At 73.1% G+C, this 15,160-nt stretch carries 9 protein-coding genes; all 9 read left to right on the plus strand.

Annotated elements, in window-relative coordinates; translation table 11 throughout:
- The first annotated feature begins 29 nt into the window (after positions 1-29).
- The 9 genes from AB1460_RS12320 (at position 30) to AB1460_RS12360 (ending at position 15,100) form a co-directional block, all read left to right on the plus strand.
- Positions 30-1,016, plus strand: coding sequence for a VlmB-like protein (locus AB1460_RS12320; RefSeq protein WP_368961203.1), 987 nt, complete (start codon positions 30-32; stop codon positions 1,014-1,016).
- On the plus strand, positions 1,013-2,101 hold the full coding sequence (locus AB1460_RS12325; RefSeq protein WP_368961204.1) for a beta-ketoacyl-ACP synthase III: 1,089 nt from the start codon (positions 1,013-1,015) through the stop codon (positions 2,099-2,101). Before AB1460_RS12320 ends, AB1460_RS12325 begins: the two co-directional genes overlap by 4 nt.
- 39 nt (positions 2,102-2,140) lie before the next feature.
- Positions 2,141-2,374: a phosphopantetheine-binding protein gene (locus AB1460_RS12330; RefSeq protein WP_368961205.1), complete on the plus strand. Its 234-nt coding sequence runs from the start codon at positions 2,141-2,143 to the stop codon at positions 2,372-2,374.
- Entirely contained in the window at positions 2,364-3,878 is a 1,515-nt protein-coding gene (locus tag AB1460_RS12335) for an acyl-CoA carboxylase subunit beta (protein ID WP_368961207.1), read from the plus strand. Before AB1460_RS12330 ends, AB1460_RS12335 begins: the two co-directional genes overlap by 11 nt.
- A gap of 93 nt (positions 3,879-3,971) precedes the next feature.
- Entirely contained in the window at positions 3,972-5,483 is a 1,512-nt protein-coding gene (locus AB1460_RS12340; RefSeq protein WP_368961208.1) for an APC family permease, read from the plus strand.
- Between the two features lie 83 nt (positions 5,484-5,566).
- Positions 5,567-5,953 carry an acyl carrier protein gene (locus AB1460_RS12345; protein ID WP_368961209.1) on the plus strand — a complete coding sequence of 129 codons (387 nt, stop codon included), beginning with the start codon at positions 5,567-5,569 and terminating at the stop codon, positions 5,951-5,953.
- Positions 5,954-6,063: 110 nt separating this feature from the next.
- Positions 6,064-12,678, plus strand: coding sequence for a type I polyketide synthase (locus tag AB1460_RS12350; protein WP_368961252.1), 6,615 nt, complete (start codon positions 6,064-6,066; stop codon positions 12,676-12,678).
- 68 nt (positions 12,679-12,746) lie between these two features.
- A complete protein-coding gene (locus tag AB1460_RS12355; RefSeq protein ID WP_368961210.1) occupies positions 12,747-14,342 on the plus strand; it encodes a long-chain-fatty-acid--CoA ligase in 1,596 nt (531 codons plus the stop codon).
- Positions 14,339-15,100 (plus strand): thioesterase II family protein, encoded by a 762-nt coding sequence (locus AB1460_RS12360; protein ID WP_368961212.1) that lies wholly within the window; start codon positions 14,339-14,341, stop codon positions 15,098-15,100. Before AB1460_RS12355 ends, AB1460_RS12360 begins: the two co-directional genes overlap by 4 nt.
- The last annotated feature ends 60 nt before the right edge of the window (positions 15,101-15,160 follow it).

Consider the following 15,160-nt stretch of genomic DNA (forward strand, 5'->3'; position numbering starts at 1 on the left):
CGAACCGATCTGACGAACGGAGTACCGCGATGGCCACCACCGTCCCCCGCGAGGCGGACTGGGACCAGGCCCCCGGGCTGCTGGACGGCGCCAGCACCCTCACCCTGACCACCGACGACTGCGGACTGGCGTACTGGCTGAGCGCCGTCGCCCAGGGCACACTGGCCGGCCGCGCCGAGACCGGTCACGCGCCCGGCGCACCGACACCGGAGTACATGCGCCGGCCCGGGCCGCTGCGGGACTCGCTGCTGATCGAACTGGGCTGCCGCTCGGTCGCCGAGGAGCAGGCGACCCGGGTGCTGTCGTACTACGTGACGCACGCGCCCGGCATCCCGGAGCTGGAGTTCTACGCCACCCAGCTGATCGACGAGGCACGCCACTCGCTGGTGTTCCGCAACCACCTGGTGGAGCTGGGGGTGCCCCGGGAGCAGCTGGCCGCCGTCGTCGAGGAGGTGTCCGCGGACTTCACCGCGGCGGTGATCGACCCGATCATCGACTTCACCCTCGCCACGGTGCGCGACGAAGGCGACTTCTTCGGCGGGGTCGCCATCTTCGCGATCATCATCGAGGGGGTGCTGGCCCCCGCAGCCGAGCTGAGCGAGCGCAAGTGGAGCCTGCTCGACCCGGCAGCCGGCGAGATCGCCCGCGGGACGTCGATCGACGAGATCCGTCATCTGACGGTGGCCAGCTCGATCGTCCGCGACCGGCTCGCCGCCGACCCGGAGTTCCGGCCGCGGCTGCTCGACATCCTGCGGCGCGGCCGGCAGCTGTGGGACACCGTTCCCGACCGGGCGTTCGTCATGCGCCGCGAGGAGCTGTTCCAGGCCGGGCTCGCCGAGCACGCCGACCTGCTGGCCGACTACGAGATCTGGCCGGGCCGGCGGCTGCTCGACACCACCCCGGCCGAGCGGTACGAGACCGCCGAGCGGTGGACCGACGAGATGGCCCGGGCCCGGATGGCCTACATGGGGCTGGACCCCGCGATCATCATCGGCCACCAGGCGGGTGCCCGATGACGGCCACGCCGGGCGGCCGGGCGCGCGGAGTGACCGTGCCGGCCGGGCGGGCCGCCGTGATCGCCGGCGCCGGTTCCTGGGTGCCGCCGCGCCTCGTCACCAACGACGACCTCGTCCGCTTCCTGGACACCTCGGACGCCTGGATCCGGGACCGCACCGGCATCGGGCAGCGCCGCCATGTCACCCCGGGCCTGTCCACCGGGGACCTGGCGGTCGAGGCCGGCCGGCGGGCGCTGCGGGCGGCCGGCGAACCGGCGGTCGACGCCGTCGTGCTGGCCACCACCACTCCGGACCGGCTGTGCCCCGCCACCGCGCCGGACGTGTCGGCCCGGCTGGGGTTCAACGGCATCGCCGCGTTCGACGTCTCCGCCGTGTGCGCCGGCTTCCTCTACGGGCTGGCCACCGTGGCCGGGATGATCGCCACCCGGACCGTCGAGACGGTGCTGCTCATCGGCGCCGACTCGTTCAGCACGATCGTCGACCCGGCCGACCGCAGCACCGCGCCGATCTTCGGGGACGGCGCCGGCGCGGTGGTGATCCGCGCCGGCGACACCGACGAGCCGGGCGCGGTCGGCCCGGTGGTGCTCGGCAGCGACGGCGACAACACCTACCTGATCGGCATTCCCGCCGGTGGGTCGCGGCAGCGCTCCGCCGGCAGCATGGTCGAGCCGGGCGACAACTACCTGCACATGCGCGGCCGGGACACCTACCGGCACGCCGTCGAACGGATGACCCAGGCCGGCCGGACCGCGCTGGCGCTCGCCGGGTGGGCGACGTCCGACGTCGACCGGTTCGCCGGGCACCAGGCGAACGCGCGCATCCTCGACGCGGTCGCCGACCGCCTCGGCGTGCCGGCCGGCGGGCACCGGCTGTCCAACATCGAGCGGGTCGGCAACACCGCGGCCGCCTCGATCCCGCTGCTGCTCACCGAGTCGGCGGCGGCCGGCCTGCTCCGCCCCGGCGACCGGACCCTGCTCACCGCCTTCGGCGCCGGCCTGAGCTGGGGCGCCGCCACGGTCGTCTGGCCGGAGGTGACCGCCCTCGCCGGGATTGGCGACACCACCGGCACCGCCGCCGTCGGCTGACTCCGCCGCACCTTCGCACGCACTCCCTGGGGAGATCTCATGTACGACCAGATCAAGCACCTGCTGGTGAGCGCGTTCCACGTGGACGTCGCCGAGGTCGCGCCGGAGGCCAGCCTGGAGGACCTCGGGCTCGACTCGCTGGACATCGTCGAGCTGGCCTGGGCGCTGGAGACCGAGCTGCGGGTCCGCATCACCGACGACGAACTCGCCGAACTGCAACAGGTGAGCGCGATCGTGCACCTGGCACAGGAGCGCGCCGCCGATGTCGCCTGAGCTCGCCGTCGCCGAGCCGGCCCCGGCGGTGACAACGACCGGACCGGCGTCCACCGCGGTCGCGCCGGGACAGATGGCGCCGCCGGCCGGTGGCGCCGGGGACCGGCTGCGCCGGCTGGTGGACGACGCCTCGTTCCTGGAGTCGGGCAGCCAGGCCCGGCACCGGGCCACCGCGTTCGGGATGGACCGTCGCCGCCCGGCCGGCGACGGGGTGGTGACCGGGCTCGGCCGGGTCGACAACCGGCCGGTCGCGGTCTTCGCCCAGGACCCGTCGGCCCTCGGCGGCTCACTCGGCGAGGTGCACGCGGCCAAGATCGAACGGACCGTGCAGGCGGCGGCCCGGGCCCGGATGCCCGTCGTCGGCCTGCTCGACTCCGGCGGCGCGCGCATCCAGGAGGGGGTCGGCGCACTCGACGGCTACGGCCGGATCTTCCGCTCCAACGTGGCGGTGTCGGGCCGGATTCCGCAGATCAGTGTGGTGCTGGGGGCCTGCGCCGGCGGCGCGGTCTACTCACCGGCGCTGACCGACATCGTCATCATGTCGGCCGAGCGGGGGTGCATGTTCCTCACCGGTCCGGCGGTCGTCAGGGCCGTCACCTTCGAGGACGTCACCGCCGAACAGCTGGGTGGGGCGCGGGTGCACAGCCGGGACTCCGGGGTCGCCCACCTCGTCGCCCCGGACCCCGACAGCGCGATCGCGATGGCCCGGCGGGTGCTCGGCTACCTGCCGAGCTCCTGCTGGGACGACCCGCCGGCGGCGCCACCGGCCGGCCCGGAACCGATGCCGGTGGTGCCGGCGAACCCGCGCAAGCCCTACGACGTGCGCGGAGTGATCCGCGGGGTGGTGGACGCCGGCAGCTTCCTGGAGCTGCAGCCCCGGTTCGCCCGCAACATCGTGACCGGCTTCGGCCGGATCGACGGTGTGCCGGTCGGCGTCATCGCGAACCAGCCGAACGCCCTGGCCGGGGTGCTCGACATCGCCTCGGCGGAGAAGGGCGCCCGCTTCGTGCGGTTCTGCGACGCCTTCGGGCTGTCGCTGGTCACCCTGGTGGACACCCCGGGCTTCCTGCCCGGGACCAGCCAGGAGGCCCGCGGCGTGATCCGCAAGGGGGCCAAGCTGCTGTACGCCTACGCCGAGGCGACGGTGCCCCGGGTGACGGTGGTGCTGCGCAAGGCGTTCGGCGGCGCCTACATCGTGATGAACTCCCGGTCGCTCGGCGCCGACGCGGTGTTCGCCTGGCCCGACGCACAGCTCGCGGTGATGGGCGCGGAGGGCGCCATCGACGTCATCTACCGCCGGGAGCTGGCGGCCGACCCGTCCCGGCGCGGTGAGCTGCTGACCCGCTACCGGGACGAGGCGATGCTGCCGCGGATCGCCGCGGAGCGGATGTCCGTCGACGAGATCATCGATCCGGCGGACACCCGGGCCGCGGTCAAGGACACCCTCGGCTATCTGCGGGGTGCCGGCTTCCCCCGGTTCCGCCACGACAACCTCCCGCAGTAGATCCCGAAGCCGCCTCCTCGCCTTCCCCGCATGGCCTTCCCCGCATGGCCGGCACCCGGCTGCCCGGCCATCCTCGACCTGGACAGGTGCGACATGACCGACACGACCGGGGCCCACCCGGGAGGCGCCCGACCACCGGCCCCACCGGCCCCACCGGGCCCGGCGGCCCCGGCGGCCGGGGACGACCGGCTGCGGCGGACCCTCACCACCCCGAAGATCGCCTTTCTGATCGTCTCGGCGGCCGCGCCGCTCGGTGCGCTGGTCGGCACGGTGCCGTTGGCGTTCGCGCTCGGCAGCGGCGCCGGTGTGCCCGCGACGTTCGTGCTCGCCGGCCTCACCCTGCTGTGTTTCTCTGTCGGCTACGCGGCGATCAGCCGACGGGTGGTGAACGCGGGCGGCTTCTACACGTATGTCGCCCAGGGCCTGGGCCGCACGCCCGCGGTCGGCGGCGGGTGGATCGCGCTGCTCGCCTATAACGCGGCAACGATCGGGGTGGCCGGCGCGTTCGCCTACTTCGCGCAGCTGGTGGCCGCCTCGCACGGGCTGGACCTGCGCTGGGAGCTGTGGGCGGCGGCCGGTATCGCGGTGACGGCGGCGCTCGGCTACCGGCAGATCGACATCAGCGCCCGGGTGGTGGCCGTGCTGCTGGTCGCCGAGGTCGGCATCCTCGTCGCACTGGACGTCGCCATCCTGGCCAGGGACGGCACGGCCGCGCTGCCGGCCGCCGCCTTCGCCCCGGGCACCGTGTTCGGCCCCGGCCTCGGGGTGTCGCTGATGTTCGCGTTCGTCTCCTACATCGGGTTCGAGTCCGCGGCGCTGTACGGCGAGGAGGCCCGGGACCCGGAACGCAGCGTGCCGCGAGCGACGTACCTGGCCGTCGTCGCGATCTCGGTGTTCTACGCGCTGACCAGTTGGCTGGTGGTCGGCGCGGTGGGCGCGGGCAACGTGCGCGCCAGCGCCACCGAACAGCTCGGCGACCTGTTCTTCCAGCTCAGCGACGACTACCTGGTCTCGGCGGCCACCACGGTGATGCAGGTGCTGCTGTGCACCAGTCTGCTGGCCGGCATGCTGGCGCTGCACGGCGCGGCGGTGCGCTACCTGTTCGTCCTCGGCCGGGAGCGGCTGCTGCCGGCCGGGCTGGCCGCGGTGCACCCGCGGCACGGCGCGCCGCACCGGGCAAGCCTGGTCCAGTCCGGGCTGACCGTCGTCGTGGTGGCCGCGTTCGCCGTCGCCGGGCTCGATCCCTACGTCAGCCTGGCGACCAGCATGCTCGGGCTCGGCACTGTGGCGATCATCGTCCTGCAGGCACTGGCCGGAGTGGCGGTGCTCGGCTACTGCTGGCGGCATCCGGCCGAACGGCGGCCGGGGGGTGGTGGTCGCGTCGCTGGCCGGCGTCGCCGGCCTGACGGCCGCGGCGGTCCTGGTCGTGGGCAACTTCTCGGTGATGACCGGGACGACGAACGCCGCGATCACCTCACTGCCCTGGCTGGTGCTGGTCGCCGCCGTCGGCGGGGCCGCCCACGCCTGGTGGCTGCGCCGGGCCAGGCCGCGACGTTTCGCGGCGCTGGCCCGCCAGCCCGCCACCGACCACCCGGCGTCGGATGACGGTCCGGCCGATCAGTCCACGGTCAGTCCGGTGTCAGCCGCCTCTGTTTGACTTCCACCATCCGGGTCGACGAGGTGACCAGATGAGTATTTCAGCACAGCACACCGAGACCATTGAAAGAATCGGCGAGCTGCCCCGGTCGGAACGTTTCGATGCTCTCGAGGAGCTGGTCGTCACAGAGTTCAGAAGAACTCTCCTGATGACCGACGACGAGGAACTGGAAACCGAGAAAAGCTATTTCGAGATGGGCTTCACCTCGCTAAGGATCATCGAGATCAAGCAGCGCCTCGAGGAACTGCTCGGCTGTGACATCAGCGCGAACGTGCTGTTCAACCGGCCGACTGTCGGGCGCCTCATCTCCCATCTGAGCGAGGACGTGCTGGCCGACCTGTTCGTCGGCCCGGGTGGCGGGACCAGCGGTCGGCAGGTGTCCGGCCCAGCCCCGCAGGACAAGGAGACGGCACTGTGACGACCACACCGACGGACAGGCCGGCGGACAGGCCGGCGGACAGACCGACGGCCGCGCCGACGCGCACGCCGGAGTCCACGGGACAGGACGCCGCCGAACTCGCCGCGGCCCTGGCGACGATCCGCGGCCGGGAGGAGGCCCTCGATGCCAGGGAGAGCCGCCTGCACGAGCCGGTCGCCATCGTCGGCGTCGGGCTGCGTTTTCCTGGCGACAACCACACCCTGGACGATTTCTCCGCGTTCCTCCGAGCCGGCAGAAACGGTATCCGTCCGGTACCGGAGGATCGGTGGGACCTGGATGCCTTCACCGCCCGGAACCCGGACGACCGGGGCCGTATCCGGGTAGCCGGCTGTGGCTTCGTCGACGATATCGACAAGTTCGACGCCCAGTTCTTCAACATTTCCCCGCTGGAGGCCCAGTTCACCGACCCGCAGCAGCGGATGCTGCTGGAGACGGCCTGGGAGGCGCTTGAGGACGCGAACATCAACCCGACGACCCTGCGGCACGGAAACGGCGGTGTCTACATCGGGGCGAGCTCCATCGACTACGCCCTCGAACTGGACTCCCTGCCGTACGAGGACCTGGACGGCCATCTCGCCTCGGGTATCACCACCTTCCCGATGTCCGGCCGGCTGTCGTACTTCCTCGGCTGGCGCGGGCCGAGCATCAGCACCGACGCGGCCTGCGCGTCCTCGCTCACCGCCCTGCACCTGGCCGTCGACGGGCTGCGCTCCGGGCAGACCGACATCGCGCTGTGCGGCGCGGTCAACGCCATCCACCACCCGCGGATCCTGGTGGTGTTCTCGAACGGCAACATGATGGCGCCGGACGGTCAGTGCAAGACGTTCGACGAGGCGGCTGACGGCTACGCCCGGGCCGAGGGCTGCGCCGTGCTGGTCCTCAAGCGGCTCTCCGACGCCCGCCGGGACAACGACCGCATCCTCGCGGTCGTCCGCGGCACCGCGATCGGCCAGGACGGCGAGAGCGCCGGGCTGACGGTGCCGAACGGCACCGCCCAGGAGGCCGTGATGCGCTCCGCGCTCGCCGACGCCCGGCTCGCCCCGTCCGACATCTCCTATGTCGAGGCGCACGGCACCGGCACCCCCCTGGGCGACCCGATCGAGATGGGCGCCATCACCGAGGTGTTCTCCGAGTCGCGCACGAAGGCCACGCCGGTCGCCGTCGCGTCGGTGAAGACCAACATCGGTCACATGGAGCCGGTCGCCGGCCTCGGCGGCGTGATCAAGACCATCGCGCAGATGCGGGAGCGGACGATCTTCCCGCACCTGAACATGCCGAACCCGACCGGGCGTATCCCCTGGGACAGCATCCCGGTCACAGTGCCCACCGAGAACCGCGACTGGGACGGTGGTGGAGGAGGAGGAGACGGGGACGGGGACGTCCGGCGGGCCCTGGTGAACAGCTTCGGGTTCGCGGGCAGCATCGCGTGCGCCGTCCTCGAGGAGGCCCCGGCCGACACGTCGACTCCGGCGCCGGCCGCGGCGCCGACCGCCGCGGCCGGGGCGACCGGCCGGGTGTTCACGCTGTCGGCGAAGAGCCGGCCGGCGCTGAAGCTGCAGATCGAGCGCTACCAGCGGTTCCTCGCCGAGAACCCGGGCGTCGACCTGACCGGCCTGTGCTACACGGCGAACGTCGGCCGGGCGCATTTCACGCACCGGCTGGCCGGCGCCGTCCGCGGCCACGAGGAGCTCACCGACCTGCTGGCCCGGCAGCACGACCAGCTCGAGCGCGGCAGGGCCGGTGGGCCGGACGTCCGCAAGGTCGCCTTCCTGTTCACCGGGCAGGGTTCGCAGTACGCCGGCATGGGTGCCCCGCTGTACGACCGGTTCGCGGTGTTCCGCGAGCACGTCGACGAGTGCGACCGGCTGTTCGCGCCGTACCTCGACGCCTCGGTCCGGGACATGATCCGCGGCACGGCCGCCGACCCGGAGCAGATCCACCAGACCCGTCTCACCCAGCCCGCGCTCTTCACCCTCGAGTACGCGCTGGCGAAACTGTGGCTGTCCTGGCGGGTCCGGCCGAACGTGCTGATCGGGCACAGCATCGGCGAGGTGGTGGCGGCGGCCGTCGCGGGCCTGTTCACCGTGGCGGACGCCGTCCGGCTCGTCGCGGCCCGGGCCCGGCTGATGCAGTCGGTCAGCGAGCCGGGCGGGATGATCGCGGTGAACGCCGCCGCCGCGGACGTCGAGCCGCTGCTCGCCGGCTACCCGGACCTGGCGATCGCCGGCATCAACGCGCCCGAGCAGTGCGTCGTCTCCGGTGGGGACAAGGCACTGGCCGAGGTCGGCGAGCAGCTGACCGCCCAGGGGCACAACGTCAAACGGCTGGCGGTCTCGCACGCGTTCCACTCCCCGCTGATGGCCGAGGTGTACGAGGCCTTCCGAGCCGAGATCGCCGACATCACGTTCCACGAGCCGACGCTCACCCTGATCTCGAACGTGACCGGCGCGGTGGCGAAACCGGCCGAGATCTCGACCCCGGACTACTGGGTCCGGCACATCGGCGCGCCGGTGAACTTCGAGTCCGGGGTGGGCGCGATCGCCCGCCGCGGCCGGCACGCCTTCGTCGAGGTGGGGCCGACCCGGGCGCTGACCGCGCTGGCCCGCCAGTGCGTGCCGGCCGGGGACCATCGCTGGCTGACCAGCCTGGCGCCCAAGGACCTCGACGGCGCGACCATCGACGCCGCCGTCGCCGGGGTGTACGCCGCCGGGCTGGCGTTCTCCTGGCCGGCCTACCACGCCGACCGGCCGGGCGAGCTGATCTCGCTGCCGACCTACGCCTTCGACCGCCGGCGGCACTGGCTGCCGGTGAAGGGCCGCCGGCACGCGCTGGGCGGCGCTGCCATCGCCGGCCCGGTCACCCATCCCCTGCTCGGGGCCGAGGTGCCCGCCGCCGCCCAGACGGACACCGCCGGGACAGACACCCGCGCGACGAACACCGCCGACTCGGACACCCGCGCGCCGGCCGCCGACGGGGTACGCGAGTTCGCCGCGCAGATCAGCGTGACCGAGCCCGCGTGGCTGGCGGACCACGTCGCGATGAACCGGGTGGTCTTCCCCGGCACCGGCTACCTGGAGACGCTGCTGGCGCTGCAGGACGCCGTGTACGGCGACACCGGGCGGCCGATCGTGGACCTGCGCATCGCCGAGCCGCTGTTCCTGGCCGAGGACGAGCGGGTGCAGCTGCGGACCAGGCTGCGCCCGGCCGCGGACGGCACCGCCACGGTGGAGATCGCCAGCATCGTGCCGGGTTCCGACGGCCCGATCGAGCGCCGGCATGTGACCGCCGCCTTCGGGCCGCGGACGGACGCCGTACCGACCCCCGCCGGCGAGCTGACCCCGGCCGGCGAGCGGCTGCGCGAGCTCGCCGCGGCGGCCGGGACGGCGACGGCGAGCCCCGCGACCGGGAGAGCGGCCTCGGCTACGATCCCGACCGCCGAGCTCTCCGCCGAGGAGGTCTACGCGGCCTACGCCGCGGCCGGCCTCGACTACGGCGAGCAGTTCCGTCGGATGCGCCGGGTGCTCCGCTACGGCGAGATCGGGACGCCGGACGTCCTGGCCGTCGGCGAGCTGCGGGGCAACGAGGCGGCGGGCGGCACCTCCGGCGTCGAGCTGGTGGCGCCGGCCATCCTCGACAGCGCGTCGCACGCGTTCGCCGCGCTGGCCGTCGACGACGAGAAGTACCTGCCGGTGCGTTTCGGCTACTTCCGGTTGCTGAAGAAGCCCCGCTCCGCCGACCTGCAGGTGCTGCTGGCCACGGCCGAGGTGGACGCCGACGGCGTCGACATCTCGCTCGACCTGCTCGTGCTGGAGGGCGGCGAGCCGGTGTTCGAGCTGCGTGGCCTGGGCTGCCGCCGGCTCGCCGAGAGCACCGGCCGCCGGACGGGCCTCGTCCAGCACCTTCGCTGGACGAAGCAGTCGCTGCCCGGGCAGGGCGGCCAGAGCGACCGGCATCTGCTCGCGGTGCTGCCGACCGGCACCGACGAACCGGCCAGCCTGCGGACGCGGGCGGAGGGCGCCGGGGTGCGCCTGAGCATCGCCCGGACCCTCGCCGAGGTCCGCACCGCGCTGCGGGACGGCGCGGTCACCGACATCGGCTGGTGGTGGGCCGCTTCCGGCGGGCGGCCGAGCGCCGGCCCCGCGAGCGCCAGCCAGGCCGTGGCCAGCCTGGACACGGACCGTCTGGACACGGACAGCTCGGGCACGGACAGCTCGGGCACGGACAGCTCGGGCACGGACGGCCCGACCACGGCCGCGCTGTGGGCCGAGACGGAGTGGAACTACACCGGGCTGCTCGAGCTGGTCGGGGTGCTCGGCGATGCCGGCTTCGGCCGGGACCAGCGGCTGTGGCTGCTCACCGAGCAGGCCCAGCATCTGCCCGGCGACACCCCTGCCGCCGCCGGGCCGCCGCCCGCGGCGAGCCTGTGGGGCTTCGGCCACACGCTGCTCAACGAGTTCCCGTCCTGGCGGGTCACGCTGATCGACCTGGCCGACGCCGACCCCGGGCCGTTCCTCGACGAGCTGACCGGCCGCACCGGCGAGGAGTTCCAGCTCGCCTTCCGCGGCGGTCTGCGCCACGTGCGCCGGCTGCTGCCGGCAGGCCCCGACGGCGGGCCGGAGGACGGGCCGGCCGGGCCGGACGGCAACGCCGAGCTGGTCATCCGGGAGTACGGCCGGTTCGGCGGGATCACGCTGGTGCCCAGCGCGGACATCCCGCCGACCCGCGACGAGATCCAGGTGGCGGTGCACGCCGCCGGGCTGAACTTCAAGGACGTGCTCAACGCGCTGGGCATGCTCCGCGAATTCGGCGACCAGCCGCTCGGCTTCGAGGCGGCGGGCACCGTCGTCGCGGTCGGCCCGCAGGCAGCCTTCCAGCTCGGCGACGAGGTCGTCGTCAACCACATGGGCTGCATGAAGCGCCGGATCACGGTGCCGTCGGCGATGGCGGTGCCCAAGCCGGCGAACGTCAGCTTCGTCCAGGCCGCCGGCCTCGGCTCGGTGTACGTCACCGCCCACTACGCGCTGACGACGCTCGCCGGGATGAAGGCCGGCGACAGGGTGCTCGTCCACGCCGCCGCCGGCGGTGTCGGCCAGGCCGCCGTGCACATGGCGAAGGCGGTCGGCGCCGAGGTGTACGCCACCGCCAGCCCGCACAAGTGGCCGCTGCTGCGGGCCCAGGGTGTGCGGCACGTGATGAACTCGCGCACGCTCGACTTCGCCGACGAGATCCTGCGGGTCACCGACGGCGCCGGCGTCGACATCGTCCTGAACAGCCTGAACAAGGACTTCATCCCGGCGGGGCTGCGGGCGCTGGGCGACGGCGGCCGGTTCGTCGAGATGGGCAAGGTCGGTGCCTGGACGCCGGAGCAGATGCGGGCGGCCCGCCCGGACGTCACCTACCACAACTTCGATCTCAGCGAGCTGCCCGAGACGGAGATGTACCGGCTCAACAGCGAGATCATGGGCATCGTCGTGAGCCGCGTCGCGGCCGGCGAGCTGCCGCCGATCCACACCACCGCCTACGCGCTCGACGAGGTCGAAGAGGCGTTCGGGGTCCTCAGCCGAGGCGCCAACATCGGCAAGCTGATCCTGACGTTCGTCGACGAGCACGTCCCGGCGGCGCGGGAGGTGACGCTCGACCCGGAGCACACCTACCTGGTCACCGGCGGGCTGGGCGGGCTCGGTCTGCTCACCGCCGGGCAGCTCGTCGACCGGGGCGCCCGGCACATCGCGCTGGTCGGCCGGCGCACCGAGCCGGCCGCGGACGTCGCGCCGCTGCTCGCCCGGCTGCGGGAGAAGGCCGAGGTCACGGTGCACCGGGCCGACATCTCCGAACCGGCCGAGGTGACGCGGCTGGTCGGGGAGCTGACGGCCGGGCGGCCCGTCGGCGGGATCGTGCACGCCGCCGGTGCCATCGTCGACGGCCCCGTCGCCGCCATGACCTGGGAGCAGATGCGTCCGGTGCTGGCACCGAAGATGGCCGGCGCGGCTCTGCTGCACCAGGCCACGCGGGCTTTCCCGCAGCTCGCGTTCTTCGTCGGGTACTCGTCGGCCGCCTCGGTGACCGGCGCGCAGACCCAGGCGAACTACGCGGCGGCGAACGCCTATCTGGACGCGCTGATGCAGTGGCGGACCGCCCGGGGCCTGCCCGGCCTGAGCATCAACTGGGGCCCGTGGAGCACGGTCGGCATGTCCGCCGGGCTCAGCGAACAGCTGATCCGGCGCTGGGCCGACGAGGGTGTGCGGCTGCTGGCACCAGCGAAGGGCGTCCGGGCGTTCAACGCGGTTCTCGGCGCGCCGACCGCCCAGGTGGTCGTCGGTGAGGCGGACTGGGGCCGGTACGCCGCGACCCGGCCGGCCGGGAACGCCCTGTACGCCAGGTACGCCGTCGACGACGGTTCCGCGGCGCGCATCGACCTGGAGGCGCTGCTCGCGGCCAGCCGTCCGGAACGCACCGCGGCCATCGACGAGTTCGTGCGGGCCAAGGTCGCCGACGTCCTGCACTACGACGACGTCGAGGACGTCGACTCGGTCACCGAGTTCACCGCTCTCGGCCTCGACTCACTGGTGGCCGTCGAGCTCAAGAACGCCCTGGAGTCGGCGTTCCGGCTGCCGCTGGCGACGTCGATCGCCTACGACTACCCGTCGGCCAGCCTGCTCGCCGAGTTCCTGGACCAGCAGCTGGTGCCCGAGCCCGCGGCCTGAGGCCTGAGGCCACCTCCGGTGCCGGACGCCAGATGCCAGACGCGAGAGACAACAGACGGAGTGAGGTCATGATCGATCCCGATGCCCACACGCTGACGGCCAGGTCCGCGGTGCACGCCGCCCGTCGTCCCGATCACGTGGCCCTCATCTGCGAGGACCGGGAGCTGACCTACGCGCAGCTGCACCGGGAGAGCAACCGCACCGGGCACGCGCTGCTCGCCGCCGGGCTGCGGCGCGGCTCCCGGGTGGCCTACCTCGGCCGGGAGTCCGAGTACTACTACGACCTGGTGCTCGGCTGCGCGAAGAGCGGCACCGTGCTGGTGCCGATCAACTGGCGGTTGACCGCCCGTGAGGTCGACCACGTCCTGCACGACTCGCACGCCGAGATCATCTTCGTGGAGGAGGAGTTCCGCCCGGTCGTCGAGCGGGTGCGGATGGACCTGCCGCGGCCGGTGACCGTGGTGACGGTCGACACCCCGGGCACCAGGTCGGGTGGGTTCCTGGCCTGGAAGGCCGGCCAGCCCGACACCGCGCTGGACCCGGGCACCGGACCGGACGACCCGGTGGTGCAGATGTACACCAGCGGCACCACCGGGCTGCCGAAGGGCGTCGTGCTGGCGCACCGCACCTACTTCGTCTTCATCGAGAACATCCGCCGGGCCGGCAACGACTGGATCGACTGGCTGCCGACGGACCGTGCGCTGATCGCCTTCCCCGGTCTGCACTCCGGCGGCATGGCCTGGTTCCTGCACGGTTTCGTCGTCGGCTGGACCAGCGTGGTGCTGCGGATGTTCGTGCCGGAGGAGGCGGTGCGGCTGATCCGGCATCACCGGATCACCAACACCTTCGCCGCCCCGGCGATGCTGCAGATGATGCTGGACGAGCGGGGTGCCACCCCGGAGGCGTTCTCGTCGCTGCGCAAGGTGGTCTACGGCGGCGCGCCCATGCCGGCGGCGCTGATGCTGCGCTGCATCAAGGAGTTCGGTTGCGAGCTGGCGCAGATGTACGCCTCCGCGGAGACCGGCAGCGTGGTGACCGCGCTCGCCCCGCACGAGCATGTGCCCGGCCACCCGAAACTGGGCACCGCGGGCCGGGCCTGCCCGGGCAACGAGGTGCGGATCGTCGACGAGCAGGGCCGGGCCCGGGCCGCCGGCGAGATCGGCCAGGTGTGCGTACGGACTCCGGCCCGGTTCCTGGAGTACTGGAACCGCCCGGACGCCACCGCCGAGACCGTCCGGGACGGCTGGCTGCACATGCCGGACGCCGGCTACCTGGATCCCGACGGCTACCTGGTGATCTGCGACCGGATCAATGACATGATCATCGTCGCCGGGCAGAACATCTACCCGGTCGAGGTCGAGAACGCCATCCGGACCCATCCGGACGTGGTCGACGCGGCCGTGGTCGGGGTGGCGGACGCGCGGTGGGGCGAGGTCGTCCAGGCGGTCGTCGTGGCCCGGCCGGGCATCACCGTCACCGGCCGTGACCTGATGCGCTGGTTGCGCGGCCGGATCGCTGACTTCAAGATTCCCAACCGGTACGAGTTCGTCGACCAGCTGCCCCGCAACCCCACCGGGAAGGTGCTGCGCCGCGAGCTGCGGGCCCGGGCCGGCGCGGCTGCCGCGGCGGCCGCGGCGGCCGCGGTCGGCGGGGAGACACCATGAGCCCGCGGCCACGCTGGTTCCAGCCGGCCGAGATCGACCCGGAGGCCGCGGTCCGGCTGTTCTGCCTTCCCCACGCGGGCGGCGGCGCGTCGACCTTCCACGGCTGGGCGGAGTACCTGCCCGCGGATGTCGCGATGCAGGCCGTGCAGCTGCCCGGCCGGCAGGACCGGCTCTCCGAACCGCCGTTCACCCGGCCGGAACCCCTGCTCGACGCGCTGTACGAGGCGCTGATGGACGAGCTGGACGACCGGCCGTACGCCCTGTTCGGCCACTCGCTGGGCGCCCTGCTCGCCTACCGCCTGGCGGTGGCCGTCGACCGGCGCGGCGGTCCCCCGCCAGTGCTCGTCGGCGCCGCGGGCTGGACGCCGCGGGGGTTCCTGGTACCCCCCAAGGACAAGATCGACGCGCCACAGCAGGAGCTCGTGGACTGGCTCATCAGCCTCGGCTCGCTGCCACCGGAGATCTACACCGACGAGCGGATGCTCGCGATCACGATGCCGCCGACCCGGGCCGACCTGACCGTCTGCGCCTACCTGGTGGACGACGGCGCCCGGGTGCCGTGCCCGCTGGTCACCTACACCGGGCGGTCGGACACGCTGATGAGCGAGGGCGCCGTCAGTTCCTGGCTTGGCCGCGGAACCAGCTACCTCGGCAACCGCGAGTTTCCCGGCGGCCATTTCTTCGTCGACGACTGCGGCCTCGCCATCGCCCTCGACCTTGTCAGCCACCTGCGCCGCTACCTCGCCCCGGCCCGCTAGCGCCGCGCGGCGCTGTACGCCGCCGACCCCGACAGCGGCCCCGTCCCCTCCCTTTTCGTT

It is taken from the genome of Parafrankia sp. FMc2 (assembly GCF_041008525.1).
Taxonomy (GTDB): Bacteria; Actinomycetota; Actinomycetes; order Frankiales; family Frankiaceae; genus Parafrankia.

Coding starts and splice junctions, on each gene's coding strand:
- AB1460_RS12345 (WP_368961209.1), top strand. CDS start 5,567: ATGAGTATTTCAGCACAGCACACCGAGACCATTGAAAGAATCGGCGAG.
- AB1460_RS12325 (WP_368961204.1), top strand. CDS start 1,013: ATGACGGCCACGCCGGGCGGCCGGGCGCGCGGAGTGACCGTGCCGGCC.
- AB1460_RS12330 (WP_368961205.1), top strand. CDS start 2,141: ATGTACGACCAGATCAAGCACCTGCTGGTGAGCGCGTTCCACGTGGAC.
- AB1460_RS12320 (WP_368961203.1), top strand. CDS start 30: ATGGCCACCACCGTCCCCCGCGAGGCGGACTGGGACCAGGCCCCCGGG.
- AB1460_RS12360 (WP_368961212.1), top strand. CDS start 14,339: ATGAGCCCGCGGCCACGCTGGTTCCAGCCGGCCGAGATCGACCCGGAG.
- AB1460_RS12340 (WP_368961208.1), top strand. CDS start 3,972: ATGACCGACACGACCGGGGCCCACCCGGGAGGCGCCCGACCACCGGCC.
- AB1460_RS12355 (WP_368961210.1), top strand. CDS start 12,747: ATGATCGATCCCGATGCCCACACGCTGACGGCCAGGTCCGCGGTGCAC.
- AB1460_RS12335 (WP_368961207.1), top strand. CDS start 2,364: ATGTCGCCTGAGCTCGCCGTCGCCGAGCCGGCCCCGGCGGTGACAACG.